The sequence below is a fragment of the Rheinheimera gaetbuli genome, assembly GCF_054781935.1.
In genome coordinates this window covers 264924-287204 of the sequence record NZ_BAAGTL010000012.1, presented here as the reverse complement: position 1 = coordinate 287204, position 22281 = coordinate 264924, and the positions used below count along the sequence as shown (strand labels likewise).

At 47.4% G+C, this 22281-nt stretch carries 24 protein-coding genes and 1 pseudogene; 11 read left to right on the top strand and 14 right to left on the bottom strand.

Features of this window, described 5'->3' with window-relative positions:
* Positions 1-6 precede the first annotated feature (6 nt).
* From ACYVIC_RS11900 to tkt, 10 genes are all read right to left on the bottom strand, one after another.
* On the bottom strand, positions 7-1266 hold the full coding sequence (locus tag ACYVIC_RS11900) for a tetratricopeptide repeat protein (protein ID WP_460860199.1): 1260 nt from the start codon (positions 1264-1266) through the stop codon (positions 7-9).
* Position 1267: 1 nt separating this feature from the next.
* Entirely contained in the window at positions 1268-1885 is a 618-nt protein-coding gene (locus ACYVIC_RS11895) for an energy transducer TonB (RefSeq protein ID WP_460860197.1), read from the bottom strand.
* 2 nt (positions 1886-1887) lie between these two features.
* Complete coding sequence (locus ACYVIC_RS11890) at positions 1888-2292, bottom strand: ExbD/TolR family protein (protein ID WP_460860195.1); 405 nt, start codon at positions 2290-2292, stop codon at positions 1888-1890.
* A gap of 11 nt (positions 2293-2303) precedes the next feature.
* On the bottom strand, positions 2304-2831 hold the full coding sequence (locus ACYVIC_RS11885) for a MotA/TolQ/ExbB proton channel family protein (protein ID WP_460860193.1): 528 nt from the start codon (positions 2829-2831) through the stop codon (positions 2304-2306).
* A complete protein-coding gene (locus ACYVIC_RS11880) occupies positions 2831-4192 on the bottom strand; it encodes a MotA/TolQ/ExbB proton channel family protein (protein ID WP_460860191.1) in 1362 nt (453 codons plus the stop codon). Before ACYVIC_RS11880 ends, ACYVIC_RS11885 begins: the two co-directional genes overlap by 1 nt.
* Positions 4193-4204: 12 nt before the next feature.
* Positions 4205-4975 carry a DUF3450 domain-containing protein gene (locus ACYVIC_RS11875; RefSeq protein WP_460860190.1) on the bottom strand — a complete coding sequence of 257 codons (771 nt, stop codon included), beginning with the start codon at positions 4973-4975 and terminating at the stop codon, positions 4205-4207.
* A 247-nt stretch (positions 4976-5222) separates the two neighbouring features.
* On the bottom strand, positions 5223-6287 hold the full coding sequence (fba, locus tag ACYVIC_RS11870; RefSeq protein ID WP_460860188.1) for a class II fructose-bisphosphate aldolase: 1065 nt from the start codon (positions 6285-6287) through the stop codon (positions 5223-5225).
* Between the two features lie 49 nt (positions 6288-6336).
* Positions 6337-7518, bottom strand: coding sequence for a phosphoglycerate kinase (locus ACYVIC_RS11865; protein ID WP_460860187.1), 1182 nt, complete (start codon positions 7516-7518; stop codon positions 6337-6339).
* Positions 7519-7543: 25 nt separating this feature from the next.
* On the bottom strand, positions 7544-8548 hold the full coding sequence (gene epd / locus ACYVIC_RS11860; protein ID WP_460860186.1) for an erythrose-4-phosphate dehydrogenase: 1005 nt from the start codon (positions 8546-8548) through the stop codon (positions 7544-7546).
* A gap of 49 nt (positions 8549-8597) precedes the next feature.
* Positions 8598-10595: a transketolase gene (tkt, locus tag ACYVIC_RS11855; RefSeq protein WP_460860184.1), complete on the bottom strand. Its 1998-nt coding sequence runs from the start codon at positions 10593-10595 to the stop codon at positions 8598-8600.
* Between the two features lie 326 nt (positions 10596-10921).
* Here tkt and metK point away from each other — a divergent pair, with 326 nt between their 5' ends.
* The 7 genes from metK to ACYVIC_RS11820 all read left to right on the top strand — a co-directional run bounded on the left by metK (position 10922) and on the right by ACYVIC_RS11820 (position 16889).
* Positions 10922-12070 (top strand): methionine adenosyltransferase, encoded by a 1149-nt coding sequence (gene metK / locus ACYVIC_RS11850; RefSeq protein ID WP_460860183.1) that lies wholly within the window; start codon positions 10922-10924, stop codon positions 12068-12070.
* Between the two features lie 179 nt (positions 12071-12249).
* Positions 12250-13833 (top strand): AbgT family transporter, encoded by a 1584-nt coding sequence (locus ACYVIC_RS11845; RefSeq protein WP_460860181.1) that lies wholly within the window; start codon positions 12250-12252, stop codon positions 13831-13833.
* A gap of 107 nt (positions 13834-13940) precedes the next feature.
* Positions 13941-14669: a 16S rRNA (uracil(1498)-N(3))-methyltransferase gene (gene rsmE / locus ACYVIC_RS11840; protein ID WP_460860179.1), complete on the top strand. Its 729-nt coding sequence runs from the start codon at positions 13941-13943 to the stop codon at positions 14667-14669.
* A gap of 9 nt (positions 14670-14678) precedes the next feature.
* Positions 14679-15641, top strand: coding sequence for a glutathione synthase (gene gshB / locus ACYVIC_RS11835; protein WP_460860176.1), 963 nt, complete (start codon positions 14679-14681; stop codon positions 15639-15641).
* 24 nt (positions 15642-15665) lie between these two features.
* Positions 15666-16223: a YqgE/AlgH family protein gene (locus tag ACYVIC_RS11830; protein WP_460860174.1), complete on the top strand. Its 558-nt coding sequence runs from the start codon at positions 15666-15668 to the stop codon at positions 16221-16223.
* On the top strand, positions 16223-16639 hold the full coding sequence (gene ruvX / locus ACYVIC_RS11825) for a Holliday junction resolvase RuvX (RefSeq protein ID WP_460860172.1): 417 nt from the start codon (positions 16223-16225) through the stop codon (positions 16637-16639). The genes ACYVIC_RS11830 and ruvX overlap by 1 nt, the downstream gene beginning before the upstream one ends.
* The gene (locus tag ACYVIC_RS11820) at positions 16623-16889 is read left to right on the top strand and encodes a DUF1653 domain-containing protein (RefSeq protein WP_460860171.1); all 267 of its coding nucleotides are present in this window, start codon (positions 16623-16625) and stop codon (positions 16887-16889) included. The genes ruvX and ACYVIC_RS11820 overlap by 17 nt, the downstream gene beginning before the upstream one ends.
* Here ACYVIC_RS11820 and ACYVIC_RS11815 read toward each other — a convergent pair.
* The 4 genes from ACYVIC_RS11815 to ACYVIC_RS11800 all read right to left on the bottom strand — a co-directional run bounded on the left by ACYVIC_RS11815 (position 16867) and on the right by ACYVIC_RS11800 (position 20046).
* The gene (locus tag ACYVIC_RS11815) at positions 16867-17421 is read right to left on the bottom strand and encodes a hypothetical protein (protein ID WP_460860169.1); all 555 of its coding nucleotides are present in this window, start codon (positions 17419-17421) and stop codon (positions 16867-16869) included. The genes ACYVIC_RS11820 and ACYVIC_RS11815 overlap by 23 nt on opposite strands.
* Positions 17422-17426: 5 nt before the next feature.
* The gene (locus ACYVIC_RS11810; protein ID WP_460860168.1) at positions 17427-18131 is read right to left on the bottom strand and encodes a hypothetical protein; all 705 of its coding nucleotides are present in this window, start codon (positions 18129-18131) and stop codon (positions 17427-17429) included.
* Positions 18132-18194: 63 nt separating this feature from the next.
* The gene (locus ACYVIC_RS11805) at positions 18195-18803 is read right to left on the bottom strand and encodes a DUF2589 domain-containing protein (protein ID WP_460860166.1); all 609 of its coding nucleotides are present in this window, start codon (positions 18801-18803) and stop codon (positions 18195-18197) included.
* A 370-nt stretch (positions 18804-19173) separates the two neighbouring features.
* Positions 19174-20046 carry a tRNA/rRNA methyltransferase gene (locus ACYVIC_RS11800; protein WP_460860164.1) on the bottom strand — a complete coding sequence of 291 codons (873 nt, stop codon included), beginning with the start codon at positions 20044-20046 and terminating at the stop codon, positions 19174-19176.
* Positions 20047-20292: 246 nt separating this feature from the next.
* On the opposite strand from ACYVIC_RS11800, the gene ACYVIC_RS11795 reads away from it, so the two are divergent.
* The 4 genes and pseudogenes from ACYVIC_RS11795 (at position 20293) to ACYVIC_RS11780 (ending at position 22260) form a co-directional block, all read left to right on the top strand.
* Positions 20293-20571 (top strand): hypothetical protein, encoded by a 279-nt coding sequence (locus ACYVIC_RS11795; RefSeq protein ID WP_460860162.1) that lies wholly within the window; start codon positions 20293-20295, stop codon positions 20569-20571.
* A 25-nt stretch (positions 20572-20596) separates the two neighbouring features.
* A complete protein-coding gene (locus tag ACYVIC_RS11790) occupies positions 20597-21346 on the top strand; it encodes a GIY-YIG nuclease family protein (protein ID WP_460860160.1) in 750 nt (249 codons plus the stop codon).
* A gap of 80 nt (positions 21347-21426) precedes the next feature.
* Positions 21427-21555: pseudogene (locus tag ACYVIC_RS11785) on the top strand (lipase family protein); the annotation flags it as partial.
* A gap of 93 nt (positions 21556-21648) precedes the next feature.
* On the top strand, positions 21649-22260 hold the full coding sequence (locus ACYVIC_RS11780; RefSeq protein WP_460860159.1) for a DUF6795 domain-containing protein: 612 nt from the start codon (positions 21649-21651) through the stop codon (positions 22258-22260).
* Positions 22261-22281: the final 21 nt, after the last annotated feature.

Below are 22281 nucleotides of genomic sequence, written 5' to 3'. Positions count from 1 at the left end.
TTTTTATTACAGCGTAATGCCTTTTTGTTTCGCTTTATCTTTGATGTATGACTCCCAGCTACGCACTTGACGTGACATGGCAGGATCTTTCTTCGCATTCATCAAAGCTGCATAGGCTTCTTTGTACTTTTTCTGATTAAAGTAAGCATCTACCAGACTCATATAAACCGGACCAGGCTTATCTACGTTCAGAGCAAGAGCTTTATCAAAAGCTGCAATAGCTTCGTTATACTTCTGAACAGATACCAAAGCAGAACCTTGGCGACGATATGCATCGGCGTCGTTGGTCAGTTTAGCCAACTCGCCGTAATACTCGGCGGCGCGGGCAAACTCGCGGGCAGACTGATAGTTAGAAGCGATAAAACTAATGTTATTTTTATCTTTCTTAACCAAGCCTTCCTTCATGTGCTTTTCCATCACACTGGCCGCTTTGTAAGGAATATTATTATTCGCAAACATTTGTGCCAGCATCCGCACTTCAGAGTCTTTTTCCAGATACCCTTGAGAATATGCCATCTGTAGCGTAGCTAAAGACTTACCATACTCTTCAGTTAAGGTATAAAAGTTGCCAAGATAAACCCAAAACTGCTTGTTCTCCGGAAACAACTGAACCATAGTCTCAACAACAGAGATCAACTCTTTGTAGCGCTTTAATTCATATAAAGCAGCCATTTTGAGCTGGTATGGGCCTTCAGCTGGTTTTGGTGAAAAACGAATAGCATCGTCAGCAGCTGGCAGCACCTTATCGTACTGCGTTGTCAACCAATAGGCATTAGCAATACGCAAATAGGCATCTGCATTTTGCTCACCAGTAAACATAATCCAGTCTTCATAAGCTTTAATCGCTTTCTGATACTGTTTGTCCTGAATAAGCAAATCAGCCAATAGCTTCATTGTCGCTGCCTGGTCATTAAATGTCAGTTGATCAGGCTTTACCGCCAGAGTCAGATATTTAATCGCCTGCTTTTCGTCTTTAGTGGCATATAAATTACCTAAAAAACGGTTCAGCGTAGCAGTGTCAAACTCGTTGCTGGATTTAGTATCAAGCAAAACAGCTATAGCTTCGTCAACTTTATCTTCGTTGTATAAATCAAAGGCTTTAACCAATGTTTTACCAACGCGTTCACCAACTATTTGTGTTTTACGTGCTTTACGTTCTTCCACTTTGGCCATATTCGGCTGCACCGCAGCCGATACCGGTGCTACAGCTACGCCCAAGGCGGCCATAACAACCAGAGCTGAGGTAAGTTTATTAAACTTTTTCATATTAACCTCCTGCCATATCGAGAGTGAAATCAAGCTGAACTACCTGCCCGGTTTGCTTTAACGGCTTGCCGTCAACCACTTTAGGGCTGTACTTCCAGCGGCGCAGTGCACGAATAGCTTCACGGTCAAATACGCGACGTGGTTCGGCTTCAATTACTTCAACCTCATCAACACTGCCATCTTCCATTATGCTAAAACGTAGACGCACCCAACCTTGCAAACCATCACGGGCTGCTTGTACCGGATAACGTGGCTCAATACGCACGATGGGTGTTGCGTCACCGTCGCGCATCATGCCTGACGGGTCACCTAAGCCTGCGTTTGCAGAACCCAGGTTTAATCCCGGCATATTAAAGCCGATAGTACCACCAGCATTTGCCGTATCAGGCTCAGGCTGCGGAGCCTTTGGCGGCTGCGCCGGCGGTGGCGGTGGTGGTGGTGGTGGTGGCCGACGTGTCTGTGTATCTGAATCGGGTGGCGTAGTGTTTAGTTCAATCACTATACGCTCTTGATCTACCACCGAACGCTCTCCGGAACCTTTAACCAGAAGAGCCATAATCAGAAACAGCACGAACGTTACCACAGCACCGATTAATAACGATGTCAGGAAACGTGCCATAATTACTTAGTCTCCCCGGCGATACTAATCACCAATGCCGGATCAGCTGCTTTAATCTGATCCATCACTTCCATCACTATACCGTGCTTAGCTTCTTTATCCGCTTGCACAATAATAGTGTCGGTTGGCGATTCAGCTCTTAACCGTTCAATGTTGGCAGAAACCCGCTCAATATCAACAGTACGCTTGTCCATCCAAATTTCGCCGTTTGCACGGACAGCAATAAAGATGGTAGCGCTTGGTTTTTTCTGCGCCTGAGCTGCTTCTGGTTTATTAACATCGATACCCGCTTCCTTAACGAAAGACGTCGTAACGATGAAAAAGATAAGCATAATGAACACGATATCCATCATCGGCGTAATGTCGATTGCGGCTTCATCGTCTTCACGAATACGTTTACGTGCCATAAAAATCTCTCTTAATGATGCGGTAAGCTGTCAACGAGATCTGCTTTTTCCCGTTTAACTTTAACTTCCAGCCGCGAACTGAAAAATACGCCTGATAATGCAGCAACCATACCCGCCATTGTTGGTATTGTAGCCATCGAAATACCAGCAGCCATAGTTCTTGGATTACCTGTTCCCATTGCAGCCATAATATCAAACACTGCAATCATCCCGGTAACCGTACCTAGTAACCCAACTAAAGGTGACATAGCTACGAGCGTTTTAATCAGCAACATGCCTTGATCCAATTGAAGCGTAGCTTCGGAAATCCAGGTATCGCGAATTTTATGTGCATACCATGATGTGGTATCTGCACGGGCATCCCAACGAGCAATAATATCTCGTTTTAGTTTCGGGAATACCCATGTCACGTACCAGTAGCGCTCTAGCATCATAAACCACATAACGAAGAGCACCAGGGCGACAACGTATAACACGTTGCCACCGGTATGTATAAAATCCTGTACCGATTCCCACAGCTCAATAAGCTGGAGCATCATTAGGCTTTCTCCTTCTCCGCATGAGCAGCAACGATACCGGCGCTTTGCTCATCTAAAACGTGCAGGATTGATTTCGCTTTTGAAGCAACAACGCTGTGTAAAAAGATCAACGGTAAAGCTGCAATCAGACCCAGTGCAGTTGTAACAAGTGCCAGAGAGATATCACCGGCCATCAGTTTTGGATCACCAGTACCGTATAATGTGATGGTCTGGAACGTTTGAATCATACCGATTACGGTACCTAACAGACCCATTAACGGTGCAACTGCAGCGAACAGTTTGATAATACCAATACCACGGTCAACTTTTGGTGTTTCACGCAGGATAGCTTCGTCAAGTTTCAGTTCCAGGTTTTCTACGTCGGCAGAAGTATTCTGGTGATAAACCGTCAGTATACGACCCAGCGGATTGTCTTTTGATGGGTTAGCCAAATCTTTCAGCTGGGCACGGATTTTCGCGCCAACAACGCTCAGTACAATAAAGCGCTCAGCAAAAATCAGTAAACCAATCGCCAATAAGATAGTGATCAGGTAACCAACTTGTTTACCCTGATGGTAGTAATCCATCATAGTGTTGCGCTGCTGGTTCAACCGCAGCAGTGAGTTACCTTTAGTTGGATCCAGGTAGAAACCTACTAACTCGCCAGCAGATGCTTTGTGGAAGTCTGCTACAGAATCATGAATTTTCGCCTGCGGAGCACGGCCTAACGGCTGCAACTGGTCAGTAGTATCATTGCGTAACAGATACTCTTGCTCAGCAGTCACGTGGAAAGTACCAAAACGGGTTACGCGCCGGTTTTCAGTACCGCCATCCAGTTTTACTACTTCAGCATCAAAGCTGGCAATTTTACCTGACTCAGTCATCTCGGTCAGCATAGCTAACCACAGATCTTCCATCTCTTGCAAAGATGGTATTTCTTTAGCTTCAGCGATAGTACGCAGTGGTACATCACGGTCTGGGTACTGAGCACTGATCAATGATGTAGAAATATCACCGATTGCCTTGTTAGCAGACTGACGAATTACACCGAAAACCTCACCCATGGTACCCAGAGCGCTTTCAAGTTCAGTTTGCTTTTGTGCAATAAGAATATCGTTGTCAGCATATTGCTTTTGCAAACGCTTACCACGGGCTTCTTCATCGCTGAAAGCTTTTTTAGCTGTATTTAATAATGCTTGTTTATCTGCACGGTCAGCTAAAAACGCTCGCTCGCGCTCCTGATTAACCCGGCCTTCAATAACACGTTGTTTTTTTACTTGTTCAAGTAACTGATCCAACTTGGCGGTATCAGCTACTGCACTAAAAGTCATAGACGCGGAAAGCGTTACTGCCGCAGCTACGACGAAAGATTTAAATTTCATGCTCATTTGCTCTTACTCCGCTGCGAATAAAGGTACACGATCCATTTCAAGCTGGGCTTCACGACGCGCCATCTTGATATAATTGGTCACTGAATTCATGTACGAATCTGGTAATTCGTCCCAGCTTTGCGTTGATTTATTCCATACCCAACCAGTGCTGCCATCTAATGACTGTGCCATTAAGACCAAACGGCCTAAGTGCACGTAATCGACTGTCATTTCGCTGCCGCCGATGGTCAAAGTACCCTGGAATGCAGCTAATTCTGAACCGTAACCCATCTCAATGCTGTATGCTTCAAGAATTTGACGGAACTGTTCTGAACGCTGTACGTCAGAGCGAGCCATGTTTTCACGCAGGTTTTCTACACGCTGCATACGACGCTCAGTGCGCAGCGGAATATCGGCTTTAACAAACTGCTCTAATGCGTCAATCATACGGAACATTAACGGCACTGTGCCTTTGTTAGTATTTTCTAAACCATCAATCTGACGCTGAATAGAGTTAATTTGACGTTGCTGGTCAGCAACCAAAGTGGCCAGAAAATCGTTATACACTTTCAGGTTTTCTGTTTGGTCAACAACCTGGCGGTACTCACCGAGCAATTCCTGAGACTGGTCAAAGATATTGTTGATTTTTTCTTGAGACTGCACAGCTGCGCGCTGAATTTGATTACCTTCCTGATGCAACGCTTTTAAATCTGTTGCCAGTGCATTCGCCGACAGAGCGAAAGTACCGGCCAGAGCTGTTGCAACAAGACTCTTGCGAATTTTATTGTTAAACATAGTTCCCAACCAATTATTGCTGATTAACGTAACCTGAAGTAGTAAGGGCATGTTGTTTACGGAGACAACAAAGCCCTCGGTTAGAGGGTAAACCGTCCGCATCATTACAGTTAAAAACGACCTTGTCAAGACGACGCAGGCGTCCAGAGGTCTGCTCTGTTCCTGTTATACTTTGCAGCTTTTTACCCAAATTATGCACAGTTAAACATTTAAAAATTAAATAGATATAACTTATTAAATTATTTGCTTATTTAATGTTCGGTGTCAGTTGACCTGACAGATACCGTGCCACCATATCATCCAATGAAATGGGCTTTATTTTACTGCCGTGTCCTGCGGCATTAAATGCCTCATAACGGGCAATACAAATTTCTGTCATAGCTTTGACTGACTCTTGTAAATATTTGCGCGGGTCAAACTCTGCCGGATGCTGTGCCATATAACGACGAATAGCACCGGTTGAGGCTAAACGCAAGTCTGTGTCAATGTTTACCTTACGCACACCGTACTTAATACCCTGCTGAATTTGCTCTACCGGAACGCCATAGGTTTCTGGGATCTGACCACCGTTTTCATTGATGATTTTCAGCCACTCCTGTGGTACTGACGATGAGCCGTGCATTACCAGATGGGTATCGGGGATGCGTTCATGTATGGCTTTTATCCGATCAATAGCCAGAATATCGCCTGTCGGTGGCCGGCTAAACTTATACGCACCATGTGAGGTACCACAAGCAATTGCCAACGCATCAACCTGCGTTTCCCGCACGAACTGAGCGGCTTCCTCTGGGTCAGTTAGCATCTGGTCATGGCTTAAAATGCAATCTGCACCTATGCCATCCTCTTCGCCAGCCGCACCGGTCTCCAGTGACCCTAAACAACCTAACTCGCCCTCTACAGACACACCACAGGCATGCGCTATTTCGACAACTTTACGGGTTATATCAGCGTTGTAGGCGTAATCCATTGGTGTTTTACCGTCTTCACCCAAAGAGCCATCCATCATTACCGACGAAAAACCCAACTGAATAGAGCGCTGGCATACACCCAACGACGTACCGTGATCCTGGTGCATTACCACCGGAATATGCGGAAACTCTTCTACCGCAGCCAGAATTAAATGGCGCAAAAAAGGCGCTCCTGCATATTTACGCGCGCCGGCAGATGCCTGCACTATGACCGGGCTGTCGGTTTTATCGGCAGCCAGCATGATTGCACGCATTTGCTCAAGGTTATTTACGTTAAAAGCCGGTATGCCGTAGCCGAATTCGGCAGCATGATCCAGCATTTGACGCAGGGAAATAAGGGCCATGAAATCCTCTCTTAATCTTTTAGGGTACAGTTTTAATATGACGTTTTTATTATTGTGGTAGTGCGCGTTGTTCCAGTATAGCCACTGCCGGCAGAGTTTTACCTTCTAAAAACTCAAGGAAGGCACCACCGCCAGTCGACACATAGGACACTTTGTCAGCAATATTGTACTTATCAATCGCGGCCAGGGTATCGCCACCGCCGGCAATTGAAAAGGCATCACTGTCAGCAATCGCTTGTGCCAGTGCTTTGGTGCCTGCGGAAAATTGTTCAAACTCAAACACACCTACCGGGCCATTCCAAACGATAGTGCCAGCTGATTTTAAAATGTTAACCAGCTCTGCTGTGGTATCAGGGCCGATATCAAAAATCATGTCTTCATTGTCAACCGCTGATACCGGCTTTAACGTTGCCAGTGTTGTTTCGCTGAACGCTTGCCCAACAACCACATCGGTAGGTACCGGGATGTTACCGCCACGGCTTTTGGCTTGTGCCATCAGACGTTGCGCCTCAGGCATTAAATCAGCCTCATATAAAGACTTGCCAACATTATTGCCGTTAGCGGCAATAAAGGTGTTGGCAATACCGCCGCCAACAATAAGCTGATCAACTATGCCGGATAACGACTCCAGCACGGTAAGCTTGGTAGAGACTTTAGAACCACCGACAATGGCTACCAAAGGCCGTTTCGGGTTTTTTAGCGCGGCCGCCAGCGCTTCCAACTCTGCTACTAATAACGGGCCGGCACAGGCTACAGGCGCGAATTTCGCCACACCATGGGTAGAAGCCTGAGCGCGATGCGCGGTGCCAAAGGCATCCATAACAAAGACATCACACAATGCCGCCAGCTTTTGCGCCAGCGCATCGTCGTTTTTACCTTCACCTTTATTAAAGCGCACGTTTTCAAACACCACTATCTCGCCTGCGGCAATGTCGACACCATTAAGATAATCAGCGGCTAAACGTACTGGTGCAGTTAATGCTTCTGCCAGATAATCCACCACCGGTTGCAGCGATGATTCTGCCTCATACTCGCCCTCTTGTGGCCGGCCCAGGTGCGACATCACCATTACTTTTGCGCCCTTGCTCAACGCTAATTCAATGGTAGGCATGGCCGCTTTTAACCTTGCATCTGAGGTTACTTTGCCGTTTTTTACCGGCACATTTAAGTCTTCACGTATCAGTACACGTTTGCCGTTAAGATCCAAATCGCTCATGCGAATAACAGACATTTGTTGCTCCTAGTAGTAAATTCGTTTACATCATCGCCCTTGCAGTATCGAGCATACGATTAGCAAAGCCCCATTCGTTGTCACACCACACCAGGCATTTTACCAGCCGTTTATGACTAACGCGGGTTTGTGAACCATCCACAATGCAAGAATGCGCGTCGTGGTTAAAATCCACTGACACCAAAGGTTCTTCGGTGTAATCCAAAATACCGGCCAGTTCACCAATGCGAGCTTGCTTCAGCACCTGATTAACCGCGGCTATGCTAACGTCCTGATGCAGGGTGACGCTTAAATCCATTGCCGTCACGTTAACGGTGGGTACCCGTACCGCTATGGCTTCAAAGCGACCGGCAAACTTCGGTAATATACGTTCAATGCCCAGCGCCAATTTAGTATCGACCGGAATAATTGACTGGCTGGCCGCGCGGGTACGGCGTAAATCCGGATGGTAGGCATCTATAACTTGTTGATCATGCATCGACGCATGAATAGTAGTGATAGTACCGCTTTCAACGCCAAAATGCTGATCCAATACCTGGATCACCGGTACGATACAGTTAGTGGTGCAAGACCCTGCCGACACCACCGTCATATCTGCGGTTAAACTACTGTGGTTAATACCATAGATAATAGTGGCATCGATATCGGTGTCAGCCGGGTGCGAAAACAATACTTTTTTCGCGCCCGCCGTTAAATGCCAGTTGGCATGCTCGCGGCTGTGGAATACGCCGGTACATTCCAGTACCACATCAATTTCGAGCTCGCTCCATGGCAACTCCAGCGGATCAGCCTCGGAAAACAAGGCTATTTTATGCTCAGCTACAGTAATACCACCGTCGTAGGCGCCGACACTAAAGCCAAAGCGTCCGTGTGAAGTATCATACTTCAGCAAATGCGCTACACCTTTAGCGTCGGCCAGCTCATTAATTGCTACTACCTGCAGCTCATGTTGCCAGCCATTTTCATAAATAGCGCGTAAAATATTGCGCCCGATACGGCCAAAGCCGTTTATTGCCAGTCTGATTGCCATAACACCACATAGAAAAATGGGACCAGAATTGATCCCATTGTATTAAACATTACGCCAGTAACTGCTCAGCCGCTTCGAGCACTTTTTCACTGGTAATACCAAAGTGTTCAAACAACTGCTCGGCCGGCGCCGACTCACCAAAACTGGTCATGCCGATAATTTTACCGGTTAAACCAACATATTTATACCAACAGTCGGTAATGCCAGCTTCAACGGCAATACGCTTAGTTACCGATGCCGGTAATACTGCTTCGCGGTACGTGGCATCTTGTAGCTCAAACACATCGGTAGATGGCATTGAGACTACGCGCACTGCAGTCCCCTGCTCTGCCAGCTTAGTAGCAGCCTGCATTGCCAGCTCAACTTCAGAGCCGGTAGCGATAATAATAAGCTCTGGCGTGCCTGCGCAGTCACGCAGAATATAACCACCACGGGCAATATCTGCCAGTTGCTGCGCACTACGCGCTTGCTGCGCCAGATTTTGCCGGGTGAAGATTAATGTTGTCGGACCGTCAGTGCGCTCAATTGCCGCTTTCCAGGCGACTGCCGACTCTACCTGATCGCAAGGGCGCCAGTTCATCAGATTTGGCGTAGCACGCAGCGCCGCCAGTTGCTCAACCGGCTGGTGCGTAGGGCCATCTTCACCTAAACCGATAGAATCATGAGTGTAAACAAAGATCACCCGCTGCTTCATAAGTGCTGCCATGCGCACCGCATTACGCGCATATTCCATAAACATCAAAAAGGTAGCGCCGTAAGGTACAAAACCGCCATGCAGCGCGATACCATTCATAATAGCCGACATACCAAACTCACGTACGCCGTAGTAAATGTAATTACCGCTGGCATCTAAAGCGGTAAGTGGCTTGCTGTCAGACCAGATAGTCAGGTTAGAGCCGGCTAAATCCGCCGAGCCGCCCATAAACTCGGGTAACAACGGGCCAAAAGCATTTAATGCATTTTGTGAAGCTTTACGGCTGGCAATATTGGCAGGATTGGCCTGTAACTGTGCAATGTAAGCTTGAGATTGCTCGGCCCAATTTGCCGGTAGCTGGCCAGCTACACGACGGCTGAATTCAGAGGCCAGCTCAGGAAATGCTGCACTATAACGGGCAAACAATTGCTGCCAGTCTTGTTGCTGCGCGCTACCTTTGGTTTTGGCGTCCCAATCAGCGTAAATATCAGCCGGAATATCAAATGGTGCATGCGGCCACTGCAAAAAATCACGTGCTGCAGCAATTTCAGCATCACCCAGCGGTGCACCATGGCAATCATGGCTGCCGCCTTTATTTGGCGCACCGTATCCTATTACCGTGCGGCAACATATTAATGTCGGCTTAGTGGTGTCGGCCTTGGCCTGCGTAATAGCAGCCTCCACAGCAGCGGCATCATGGCCATCAACATTACTGATTACTTGCCAGCCATAGGCTTCAAATCGCGCCGGGGTATTGTCGGTAAACCAGCCCTCAACATGGCCATCAATTGAAATGCCGTTGTCATCCCAAAAGGCAATTAATTTACCTAAGCCTAAAGTGCCGGCCAATGAGCAGGCCTCGTGCGAGATACCTTCCATTAAACAGCCGTCACCGAGGAAGGTGTAAGTATGATGATCAACAATGTCGTAGCCAGGCTGGTTAAATTGCGCGGCTAAAGCTTTTTCAGCAATCGCCATGCCCACCGCATTAGTAATGCCCTGCCCCAGCGGGCCGGTAGTGGTTTCTACGCCCGGCGCATAACCGTACTCCGGGTGACCAGGCGTTTTGGAGTGTAACTGACGAAACTGCTTCAGGTCATCAATGCTTAAATCGTAACCACTTAAATGCAACAAAGAATACAGCAGCATAGAACCATGGCCGTTGGATAAAATAAACCGATCGCGGTTTGGCCACTGTGGGTCCTGCGGGTTGTGTTTTAGAAAATCACGCCACAACACTTCGGCAATATCAGCCATGCCCATAGGGGCGCCCGGGTGTCCTGATTTAGCTTTTTGCACTGCATCCATGCTTAAGGCACGGATCGCGTTGGCGAGTTGTTTACGAGATGGCATCTTCACTCCTGACATTGCGCGGCTTCACCTGACGAAGCTGATTATTATAATGCTGACATGTTAAGACGTACGGCGCGCTATTTTCCCAGAGCGTCCGCCGTATGGCAAATTTAAATCTGCCGGTTAACAGAATTTGCTAGCTGGCAGATCCAACAAGCTGTGCTAACGTAAGTAGCAACTTAAAATAGCATTAAAGACGTCTGGGCGGCAGATTTTTCTGGCAAAGTAATGGTACTTTCTCTAGAATACGCGCCTATTTTTTTGGTTCGCTGGCTGTTTTGCCCGGCAAACTTACGGCATTAACCTTATTTAGTGGAATACAACCTATGGCCCAACATATTTTTACTTCTGAGTCGGTATCTGAAGGACACCCGGATAAAATCGCTGACCAGATTTCAGACGCCGTACTGGATGCAATCCTTGAACAAGATCCAAGAGCCCGCGTAGCCTGCGAAACCTTCGTTAAAACCGGTATGGTGTTGGTTGGCGGCGAAATTACCACCTCAGCCTGGGTAGATATTGAAGAAATCACCCGTAAAACAGTGCGTGAAATTGGCTATACCCACTCTGATATGGGCTTTGATGCCGACTCTTGCGCCGTGTTAAACGCCATTGGCAAGCAATCACCAGATATTAATCAGGGTGTTGACCGTGCCGATCCAAAAGAGCAAGGCGCTGGCGACCAGGGTTTAATGTTCGGTTACGCCAGCAATGAGACTGACGTGTTAATGCCAGCACCTATTACCTATTCACACCGTTTGGTGCAGCGCCAGGCACAAGTGCGTAAAGACGGAACCTTGCCATGGTTACGCCCTGATGCAAAATCACAGCTTAGCTTTATATACGAAGACGGCAAACCGGTAGGTATCGATGCTGTAGTACTGTCTACCCAGCACTGCGACACCATCAGCACTGAAAACTTACGTGAAGCAGTAATGGAAACCATTATTAAGCCAGTGCTACCGGCAGAATGGTTAACCAGCAAAACTAAATTCTTTATTAACCCAACCGGCCGTTTTGTTATCGGTGGCCCTATGGGCGATTGTGGTTTAACTGGTCGTAAGATCATTGTTGATACCTATGGCGGCATGGCACGTCATGGTGGTGGCGCTTTCTCCGGTAAAGATCCGTCCAAAGTAGACCGTTCAGCCGCTTATGCTGCACGTTATGTGGCGAAGAATATTGTTGCCGCCGGCCTGGCCGATCGCTGTGAGCTGCAAGTGTCTTATGCCATCGGTGTAGCAGAGCCTACCTCGATCAGTCTGGAAACCTTTGGCACCAGCAAACTGAGCGAAGACGAACTGATTAAGCTGGTACGCGAGCATTTTGACCTGCGCCCGTACGGTTTAATTGAAATGTTAAAGCTGGCGCGGCCAATTTACCTGCCAACTGCAGCCTATGGTCACTTTGGCCGCGAAGAGTTCCCATGGGAGCAAACCGACAAAGCAGACATTTTGCGCCAGTACGCTAAATAATAGCGACATTACTACCCGAAAAGGAGAGCAAGGCTCTCCTTTTTCACAACCGGCTGGCAGCAGCCAGCACACTTTAGCCTTATCATCTGCGGCTTTTTGTGTATTATAAGCCGTTGTGTTGTATCCAGGGTCCTCTGTCTGCAGGCAGAGTGAAACAAAACTATAAGAAAGGAACCAAAATGTCAGAACATACTGCGCCTGCTGAAAAAAGCGGTTGGCTTAACCGCGCGCTCAATGCGATAGAAGTCGTAGGTAACAAGTTACCCGATCCAGCTGTGTTATTTGCCTTGCTGATGGTGATTGTCTGGGTTATTTCATGGCTACTATCCGGCGTAACCTTTACCGAATTAGATCCGCGTTCAGGCCAACAAATACAAATTGTTAATTTACTGTCTGGCGATGCATTAACCAATTTCACTTCCAACATTGTTAATACCTTTGTTACCTTCCCCCCCTTAGGCGTAGTGCTGGTTGCCATGCTGGGTTTGGGGGTAGCAGAATATACCGGCTTTATTAACGCCGGTTTGCGCTCTATTTTAACCGTAACACCTAAAATGCTGTTAACACCCGTGTTAGTTGCCGTTGGTGTGTTAAGCCATGTCGCAGTAGATGCTGGCTACGTGTTAGTTGTACCGCTGGGTGCAGTAATATTTTATGCCGCGGGGCGTCATCCGCTGGCCGGTATTGCTGCTGCCTTTGCTGGTGTATCAGGCGGATTTTCTGCTACGTTTTTCTTACCCTCCAGCCTTGACCCGTTGCTAGCAGGTTTAACACAAACTTCGGCGCAAATTTTAGATCCCACGGTAACGGTAAATCCGCTGAATAACTATTTCTTTACCACTGCCTCTACTTTTCTGATTGTTATTATTGGCTGGATACTTACCGACAAAGTGATAGAGCCACGCTTAAAAGCCACCAAAGTAGACGGTGATACTTCACAGATGGTAACAATGGACGCACTAAAGCCGAACGAATTACGTGGTTTGAAAGCGGCTGGCTTGTCCATGTTGGCAGTAATCGTCTTGTTAGTGTTAACCATAGCATTACCAGAAACGACGCCCTGGGCAGCGAAACCTGAGCAGGTATTACCGGGTGTTAACCCGCTACTTACCGCTGCTGCACCATTGATGAAATCTATTGTCAGCATTATTTTTATCTTTTTCCTGGTGCCGGGTATTGTCTATGGCTATGTCTCAGGCTCAGTGAAAAACCATCGTGATGTCGTCGCTGGAATGAGTCATGCCATGAGTGGTATGGGCTATTACATTGTTATGGCGTTTTTCTGTGCCTTGTTTTTATATGCTTTCAGCCAGTCTAACCTGGGCGTGCTGCTGGCCTTAAAAGGTGCCAATGCGCTCAAAGCCATGGGCCTTCCTTTAGGCATGACGCTGGTGGGTATCGTATTCTTGTCGGGTTTTGTTAATTTGGTAGTAGGTTCTGCATCGGCAAAATGGGCACTTATTGGCGCGATTATGGTGCCTATGTTGATGGAGCTTGGCGTATCACCTGATCTAACACAGGCTGCGTATCGGGTTGGTGACTCCTCTACCAATATCATCACGCCACTACTGCCCTACTTCCCGCTGATCGTGGTATTTTGTCAGAAGTATGTCAAAAATAGCGGTATAGGTACCCTTGTAGCGCTTATGTTGCCTTATTCAGTGGTAATGCTGGTACTGTGGACTGCGTTCTTGCTCGGCTTCTGGGCGTTAGATATCCCACTAGGCCTGGGCTCCAGTTACAGCTACCCAGCCACAAACTAAGTCTGCTTAAATTAACTACAAACCCTGCTTTGGCAGGGTTTGTTTTTTCTGTCGCTCGCCGTTGCCGCCTGCTAACATAACGGCATTGTTCATTAGCAGAAGTTTGTATGCGTATTCCCAGAATCTATCACCATGGTGCTATTGCACTTAACCACGAATTTGCCCTTGATGACGACGCGGCAAACCATGTCGGCCGTGTGCTACGCATGCCTGTTGGCAGTGAACTTGTGTTGTTTAACGGCGATGGTTTTAACTACAGCGCCCATATCAGCAATAGCGATAAAAAGCGTGTGAACGTAACTGCCAGCGCACAGCAGCCAAATCCGGTTGAATCACCGCTGAAAATTCATCTGGGCCAGGGCATTTCACGCGGCGACCGGATGGATTTTGCCATTCAAAAAGCGGTAGAGTTGGGTGTGACTGAAATTACGCCGTTATTTACCGAACGCTGTGGTGTAAAACTGGACGGTGAGCGTTTAGCCAAACGCAATGAGCAATGGCAAAAGATTGCCATCAGTGCCTGCGAGCAAAGTGGCCGCAGTGTGGTGCCTACTGTGCACCCTGCTGTGTCACTTGATAGCTGGCTTGCTCAAGACACAAAAGAATTAAAACTAACCTTGCATCCGTGGGCCAAAGACACCATTAAGACACTTATATCCAACCCTTATATCCGGTTAGTAATAGGCCCTGAAGGCGGCTTTAGTGAACAGGAGATGGCACTCACCACGGCTGCTGGCTTTAATGGCATTCAGTTGGGGCCACGGGTACTGCGCACCGAAACTGCAGCACTTACCGCTATCAGCGCATTACAACTGCAATTTGGCGATCTGGCCTGAGGACACAAGATGAGTAAACCCGTTAAGCTTGGCATAGTGATGGACCCGATATCGGCTATCAATATTAAAAAAGACTCCAGCTTCGCCATGTTACTGCAGGCACAACAGCGTGGTTATCAAATCCACTACATGGAGATGGCAGACTTATATTTACTGGAAGGCCAGGCCCGTGCTGCCACTAAATTATTGACAGTGCAAGAAGACCCTGCCGGCTGGTATCAGTTTGGCACTGAGCAGGACATTAACCTTAGCGAACTGGATGTGATCTTAATGCGTAAAGATCCGCCGTTTGATACAGAGTATATTTACGCTACCTATATACTGGAACGCGCTGAAGATCATGGCACGCTTATTGTAAATAAACCACAGAGCCTGCGCGATGCCAACGAAAAGCTGTACACCAGCTGGTTTAGCCAACACACGCCGAAAACCCTGGTTAGCCGCGATGCCAAACGTTTAAAAGCGTTTTACCAGGCCGAGCAAGATGTGATATTAAAGCCGCTGGATGGCATGGGCGGCGCTTCTATTTTCCGCTTAAAACCGGGTGATGCTAATGTCAGTGTTATTATTGAAACGCTCACCGAACACGGCAGCCGCTATGCGATGGCACAGCGCTTTATCCCGCAAATCAGTGACGGTGATAAACGAGTTCTGGTAGTAAACGGTAAACCCGTGCCATACTGTTTAGCACGCATACCGGCTAGCGGTGAAACCCGCGGCAACCTGGCAGCCGGCGGCCGTGGTGAAGCCAGACCTTTATCCGAGTCTGACCTGGCCATTGCCAATGCGGTAGCACCAACACTAAAAGCCAAAGGGTTAATTTTTGTCGGCCTGGATGTCATCGGCGACAAGCTAACCGAAATAAACGTTACCAGCCCAACCTGTATCCGCGAAATTGAAGCGGCGTTTCCAATCAGCATCACCGGTTTGTTATTTGATGAAATTGAGCAGCTGCTGGCAGCCCGCCAGTGACAACCACGTTGTAACGAGGTCACTATGCAGAATTTTCAGAATCATTTTTTAATTGCTATGCCGTCGTTAGATGATCCGCTGTTTAAACGCAGTGTTGCCTATATTTGTGAACATAATGATGAAGGGGCAATGGGTATTGTTATTAACCACCCGTTGGAAGTAAAAGTAGCCGATTTGCTGCAACAACTACAGATTGAATTTGATGCAACAAGCTCTGCGGCCACCGCGCACGTTTGTGCTGGCGGCCCGGTACAGCACGACAGAGGCTTTGTGCTGCACACCGCCAAAGAAGGTTACAGCAGCAGTATGCGTTTAAATGACGAGCTGATGGTTACCACCTCAAAAGATATTTTGTTTGATTTAACCACCGATAACGCACCGGAAAAATTTATTCTGGCGCTGGGTTATGCCGGCTGGACTGCCGGACAGTTAGAGCAGGAAATTGCCGACAACGCCTGGTTAATTATTCCGGCCGACAGCGGTATTATTTTTGATTTAAGCCATGCCGAAAAATGGCAAAGTGCCACAGCAAAAATTGGCATTAAGCCGTGGCAGCTAACCAATGAGGCCGGTCACGCTTAATGAGTCGCACCATTTTAACCTTTGATTACGGTACCAAAAGCATCGGCGTGGCGGTAGGTCAGGAACTTACCGGCACCGCCTCACTGCTTAACGCACTTAAAGCTCAGGACGGCACCCCGGACTGGGCTGTGCTGGAAAAGCTGATTAACGAATGGAAACCACAGTTATTGCTGGTGGGGTTACCACTGAATATGGATGGCACCGAACAACCCTTTACCGTGCGAACGCGTAAGTTTGCCAACCGGCTGCACGGCCGTTTTGGCTTGCCGGTAGAACTGCATGACGAACGCCTTACCACCACTGAAGCCCGCAGCATGCTGTTTGCCGACGGCGGCTATCGCAACCTGACCAAAGACAAAGTGGACAGTTTATCGGCGAAAATTATCTTCGAGAGCTGGTATGAACAACAAGCTTAACCCCCCTATCCAACCCGGCTACTACCAACATTACAAGGGCGCTTATTATCAGGTTATTGATTGTGCACGGCACAGTGAAACTGAACAGTGGCTGGTAATTTACCGCGCGCTGTACGGCGATTTTGGCCTTTGGGCGCGGCCGCTGCAAATGTTTACTGAAAACGTGGACATTGCCGGTGAACTGCTGCCACGCTTTTTGTTTATCAGCCAAAACAAACCCGACGCCGTTACGGAAAATCTGCCGGGTTAACCTCTTGCGCCAGCAGCAGTATAATGTCCTGCTGCGATAACCAGCTGCGCAGCTGTACCGCACCGGCTTTTAGCTGATCATGTCGGCCAATTAATTGCCACAATTGCTGCACAAAGCTGTCAAAACCCGCCGCCGCATCGTAATGCAGCGCCCCGCTCTGGCTAATCACACTCAGCAAATGTCGTATTAACTCAGCGCTCTGCTGCAGCTTTTGCTGATACGGTGCAAGTGTTTGCTGCAGACATTGCTGCAATGGATACAACATCTCTACCGCCTCAACGAGTTGCTGTTTACGCAATTTACCGCGATGCTCGTCACGGTGCACCGGCACGCTGAGTTTGCTACGCAAACCGGCTAATTCTGCACTGGCAACCAAGCCATAGCTACTCAGCACTTGTTCAGCTGCAGCAATCCAGGTCTGCAATGCCACAAGCGCCTGCGGCTGCTTGCGCTCAAACCCGGTTACCAACGACGGAAACTGCAACAGCAAGTCAGTTAAGGCGTTAACCAAATGCACATTCGACTTTTGCATAGCGGTTATTCCGGCAATAACCGGCGGCTGATCTCACCGTTACTGCTTTCCATTTGCTGCCACTCCATACCGTCTTCCGAGATTTTCAGCTTAATATAAATAATGTTTTCCGGCTTTTCTTCACGCAGCTTGTGCGACTCAGCAATCACATTTAAATTTTCAATGACCTTGCGCTGGCTTAATACCTTAATTTCCTGTGTTGCAGCAGCCACTACTCTGGACGTTATCTGCTCAATATTAAGCTTCGGCAGGCTTTCACGGCTTACCAGCTGATACTCCTCTGCCAGTTGTACCAACTGACGGGCAGCCAGTTGGCTATATTCCTCAACCGGTGCCATATCTTGCTTAATGCGCAGCGACTGCTCCAGATTATGCGTTTGTTGTACCAATGTCGCCCGCAAGGCTTTTGATGCTTTAGACGGTAAACTGGTGCGGCCCAGGCTGTTAGTCAGCTCTTTGTACATTAAACTATTAAACTTATTATTATCAATAGGTTGATACTGGGTTTCGGTTTTTTCTGTCAGTACATCCAGTGCCACAGGAATAGTAAGCTCAACATCGCCTACGCGCATATGCGGCACGGCGAAATGTTTCAGTAAGTCATGTTTGGCGTACTCTTCAGCCACTTTTACAGTTTGAATATCTGCCATGACTCTGGCGTTGGTAATACTGCTGATAATACTGCCCAGGTATTCGTTTAAATTCGGCATGCTGCTATCCCTGTTAAAAAGGCCGGCAGCAGCGCCACCGGCACAAACCCGTACTAACGCCAATCAGGCACTGACAATACTGTCTTCCAGCATCGTCAGGATCCGGTCTAACCCCGCCGGAATTTCATCATTCAGTGCAGTTACCTTAACACCAAGGTTATAAGTTTTCTCTACACTTACCCCGCGTGTCGACGAGCGCTTATACGACGCCGAAGCTTTAAAATTTACAATTTTGTAGTTAATGCCCAGCTCGGCGCTGGCAGCAAACTCACTGGAGACATTTGAGGTTTCAGTAGAGGTGAGCTTGGCATTAAAATCGATAGTAATTTCTTCAATTCTAAGTGCCGGTATCGTCAGCATGGTTAAAAATGGCACCTTTATCGACACGTCTGTCGAGATAAAGTTACTGGTAACATCGGTGCCGGGCGGCAAACCTTCATCAGTTAATTGCTGCGCGGTTTTGCCAACATGAGGGTTAGGTGTTGACTTGGTAAAGTCAAAGTCGACATAGCGTAAGGCTTTGCTGCCACCGTTATCTTCAAACCCTACCGCCTGAATAAAACTCACCTGCGACATCGACGCCGCATGTTGTGCCTGTACAGCGGCCTGCAACGGACCACCGATATAGACACTGAAATCTAAACTATTGAGCTCCTGCACAAGATTTGGCATGACTCTCTCCCTGCTAGCTGTACCTACTCTGTTAAGGCTTTTCGGTTGCCGCCGACTACCCACTAGCCGGCTGTTAACCACAGCTACTACAGACGGTACATCAGCACCAGCCCGGCAGTGTATCAAGCCTAGCCGTATGCTCAGGAATAACCAGCAATAAAATAGGGAATTTCATTACGTTTTGCTGATAAATAACTGACAAGGGACAAGCATACTTTACCGTTCGCCACTATTTAAAACCGCCAGTCACCGGGCAATATATGGAGATTGAGCAAGGACGGCTGGAACAGCGGCTGCAATTGAGTCGTGCCATAGCTGATAACGTTTGGCAAAACCCACTACCGACACTTAAGCCGCTAACGTTTAACCGCTATAACTGCTGGCGGTACCATTCGCCTAAGATCAGGCTGGCCGCTACGCTGACGTTAAGTGATTCTACCTTGCCAGAGCCTGGTATTTGCAGCGCAATATCAGCGCTTTTAGCCACGTTTTGCGACACGCCAAACATCTCTTCGCCAAACACCACCACCACTTTGGCTGGCAATGCCGTGTTGTACAACGAGCTGCCACCATGGCTTGAGGTAGTAATTAGCGTATAGCCAGCTTCTTTACACAGCTGCAATGCCAGCGGCAGGTTATCGCAGCTTAAGCCATCAACAAACTCACCGCCGCCCTCTGCTGTGCGCAGTGCAGCGCCAGATTGCAGCAGCTCAGGTTGCTTCATAATAATGCCGCCAACACCAAAGTGCGCACAGCTGCGGGTTATGGCACCTAAATTATGTGCATTTGAGACGCCATCGAAAGCCATCAGACAGTCTTTTTTAAGCCCTTTCTTTTGCAGATACTGCGCCAGAGATTGTATCGGTTTGCGTTTAACCAGCATGACCACGCCACCATGATGGGTACTGGCAGACACCTTCTCCAATTCCGCCTCTTCGACGATGTGATAGGCTTTTTTCGTCGCGGCTAAATACTTCATTACGTCCGAAAATTTCGGTGCTACCTTCTCTGATACATAAAGCCTAATCACCGCTTCAGGCCGCTCTTGAAACAGCACTCGGCAAGCATTTGGGCTATATACCTTAATCTCATCGCCCTGCACCGACTTTACCGGTTTAGCCGCCTGTGGTTTGGCAGCTGTGGTGTTGCGTTTAGGCTTACCGGCGGCAGCCTTTTCGGTTTTAGTCCAAGGCTTGTGTAAAGGATTGGCGGTTTTGTTCTTATTCGGGCGGTGTTGCGACATCGGTATTCCTGTATCAGCCTAAAGGCCAGCAATCATTAATGCGGCGAATTTTAGCAGCTACTAAGCAACATTACTTCTGTTTTGCAGTAAGCAACTCTACTTGATCAACACATGGCAGATGGTTGACTAAAAAGCCGTATCTATTCTTCACGTTAGCTAAAACAAAGATCGGCATAGAGCTGCACTTTGAAAACGGAGCTTTTTCAGTTAATGTTCTGTATTGAATTGGAAACTAGCGGGACCAAAATGGACTTTTTAACCCCTCAGACTGCTGGATACAGCATCGTCGCATTTTTCCTGCTATCGATAGTTCTTTTATTATTGTGGCGCAGTTCCGTAACCAAAGCTGTAAAGCTTCAACAAGAACTTGGTTTAGCCAATAAAACACTCAGTCAAACAAGCGCTGAGTTGTCATCAGTTAAAAGCAAGTATTCCGGCATTATTGATATAGACTCCGAAATCACCAGACAGACCAATGTGCTGACCAGTATAAGAAATGAAATTGAGACAGTAAGAGCGTATTAGCAAAGCTAAAGACGCTATAAACAAGTTGAATAAATCGAATAACATCGAGATTTCTGAAATCCACTTCGCTTTAAAAATCAATGAGTTACGGCTAACTTGCGAGTATGCAGACAAGTTAAGGCAAGAAAAAGAGGAACAGGCCGAAGAGCGGCGCAGATTGCGAGAAGAACAGCAGTTAATCAGAGATCGGGAAAACGCAGAAAAAGAAGAACTGAAATTTGCGCTGCTGGTAGAAAAAGCAAAAGCTGAAGCTGAGAAAGCTACAGGCGAAGATTTAGCCAAACTTCAGAATGAACTTGCCGATTTAGAACGGCAATTGGCAGAGGCTCAAGCAAAGGCTGAACGCGCTCTTTCTATGGCACAACAAACCAAATCAGGTTATGTATACGTTATCAGCAACATTGGCTCATTTGGTCATGATGTCTACAAGATTGGCATGACAAGACGTTTAGAGCCAATGGACAGAGTTCGAGAACTCGGTGACGCCAGCGTCCCCTTCACTTTTGACGTTCATGCACTGGTTTACTCAGAAGATGCACCATCGCTTGAATCAGAACTGCATCGACACTTTGATAAGTACCGTTTGAACATGGTGAATAACCGTAAAGAGTTTTTCAGAGTGCCACTTAAGGAAATAGAAACACGACTTAAAGCTGTAATGCCTGACATAGAAATTCTCGAAGCAGCAGAAGCACAGGACTATCATCAGACATTGTTAATGCAGCATAAAGTTGATGAACAAGAACAACAAGTACGTTTGCCACAAACGATTTAACGAATTCTTCAGCTTCTTCTCGACTTTAATAGACAGGGCTAAAAGATGTCTGACTTACCTAAAAAGTAGGTGGTGCATTAGCCAGCCTTGCCGCTATCTGGATTAAACAGCGTTTTGGTAATCGTGTAGCGTTATATACCTATGGTGCTCCACGAGTAGGGTTAAACGATTTTGCGCCGCAACATCCAGTTGAAAGAGCCAATCTGTAAAGCGCAAATTAAATTTACATTTAAAAAACATATTTGACATTAACCAGCTCAACATTAAAATGTCGGCCATAAATAAACAACAGGATTGCAATAATGCTTGGATGGCAGCCTCTTTGCAGCAAGGCGATGGCCGCAGGCTTAGCGCTGGTAATTACTGTGTTAGCAACAAACGTGGAGGCAGGTGTGTTTGATTGGTTAAAACGAACAGAAATTAAGTGGTCGCCCGAAATACAGGGAGTGGTCACCGAACATGGTAAGCCTGTAGCGAACAGAGAAATTAAGCGCAGATCTTACTATGAAGGTGAAGAACGCTACGACAGCACAAGTACTGATGACAACGGACGTTTTCATTTTCCGCAGAAAACCAAAAAAGTTCGCCGTGTCTTATTTGATGTCAGCGTGTCAATGGAGCTGTATGTTACAGATTATCCGAGCAAAGATAAGCAAGATTTGGTCTTTCGTATCGCGAACCTTAATCACCTGAATTACGAGAGCCTCGACCTAATACTCAGTGATATGCAATGCGAATTAGCAGCCGCCACCAAAACAGAACAACTTAAGTATCTAGAAAATCCTGAACTGGCAGACATTGCACCAGCATTTTCATCAAAATGTCGATTTACCCACTCTGGCACAGCAGTATTCTCAGATGAAGAGTTGCAACGGCTGATAGATGAAGACGCAAAAAATATTGAGAGCCTTTAACGCCAAACCCATATACAAGGA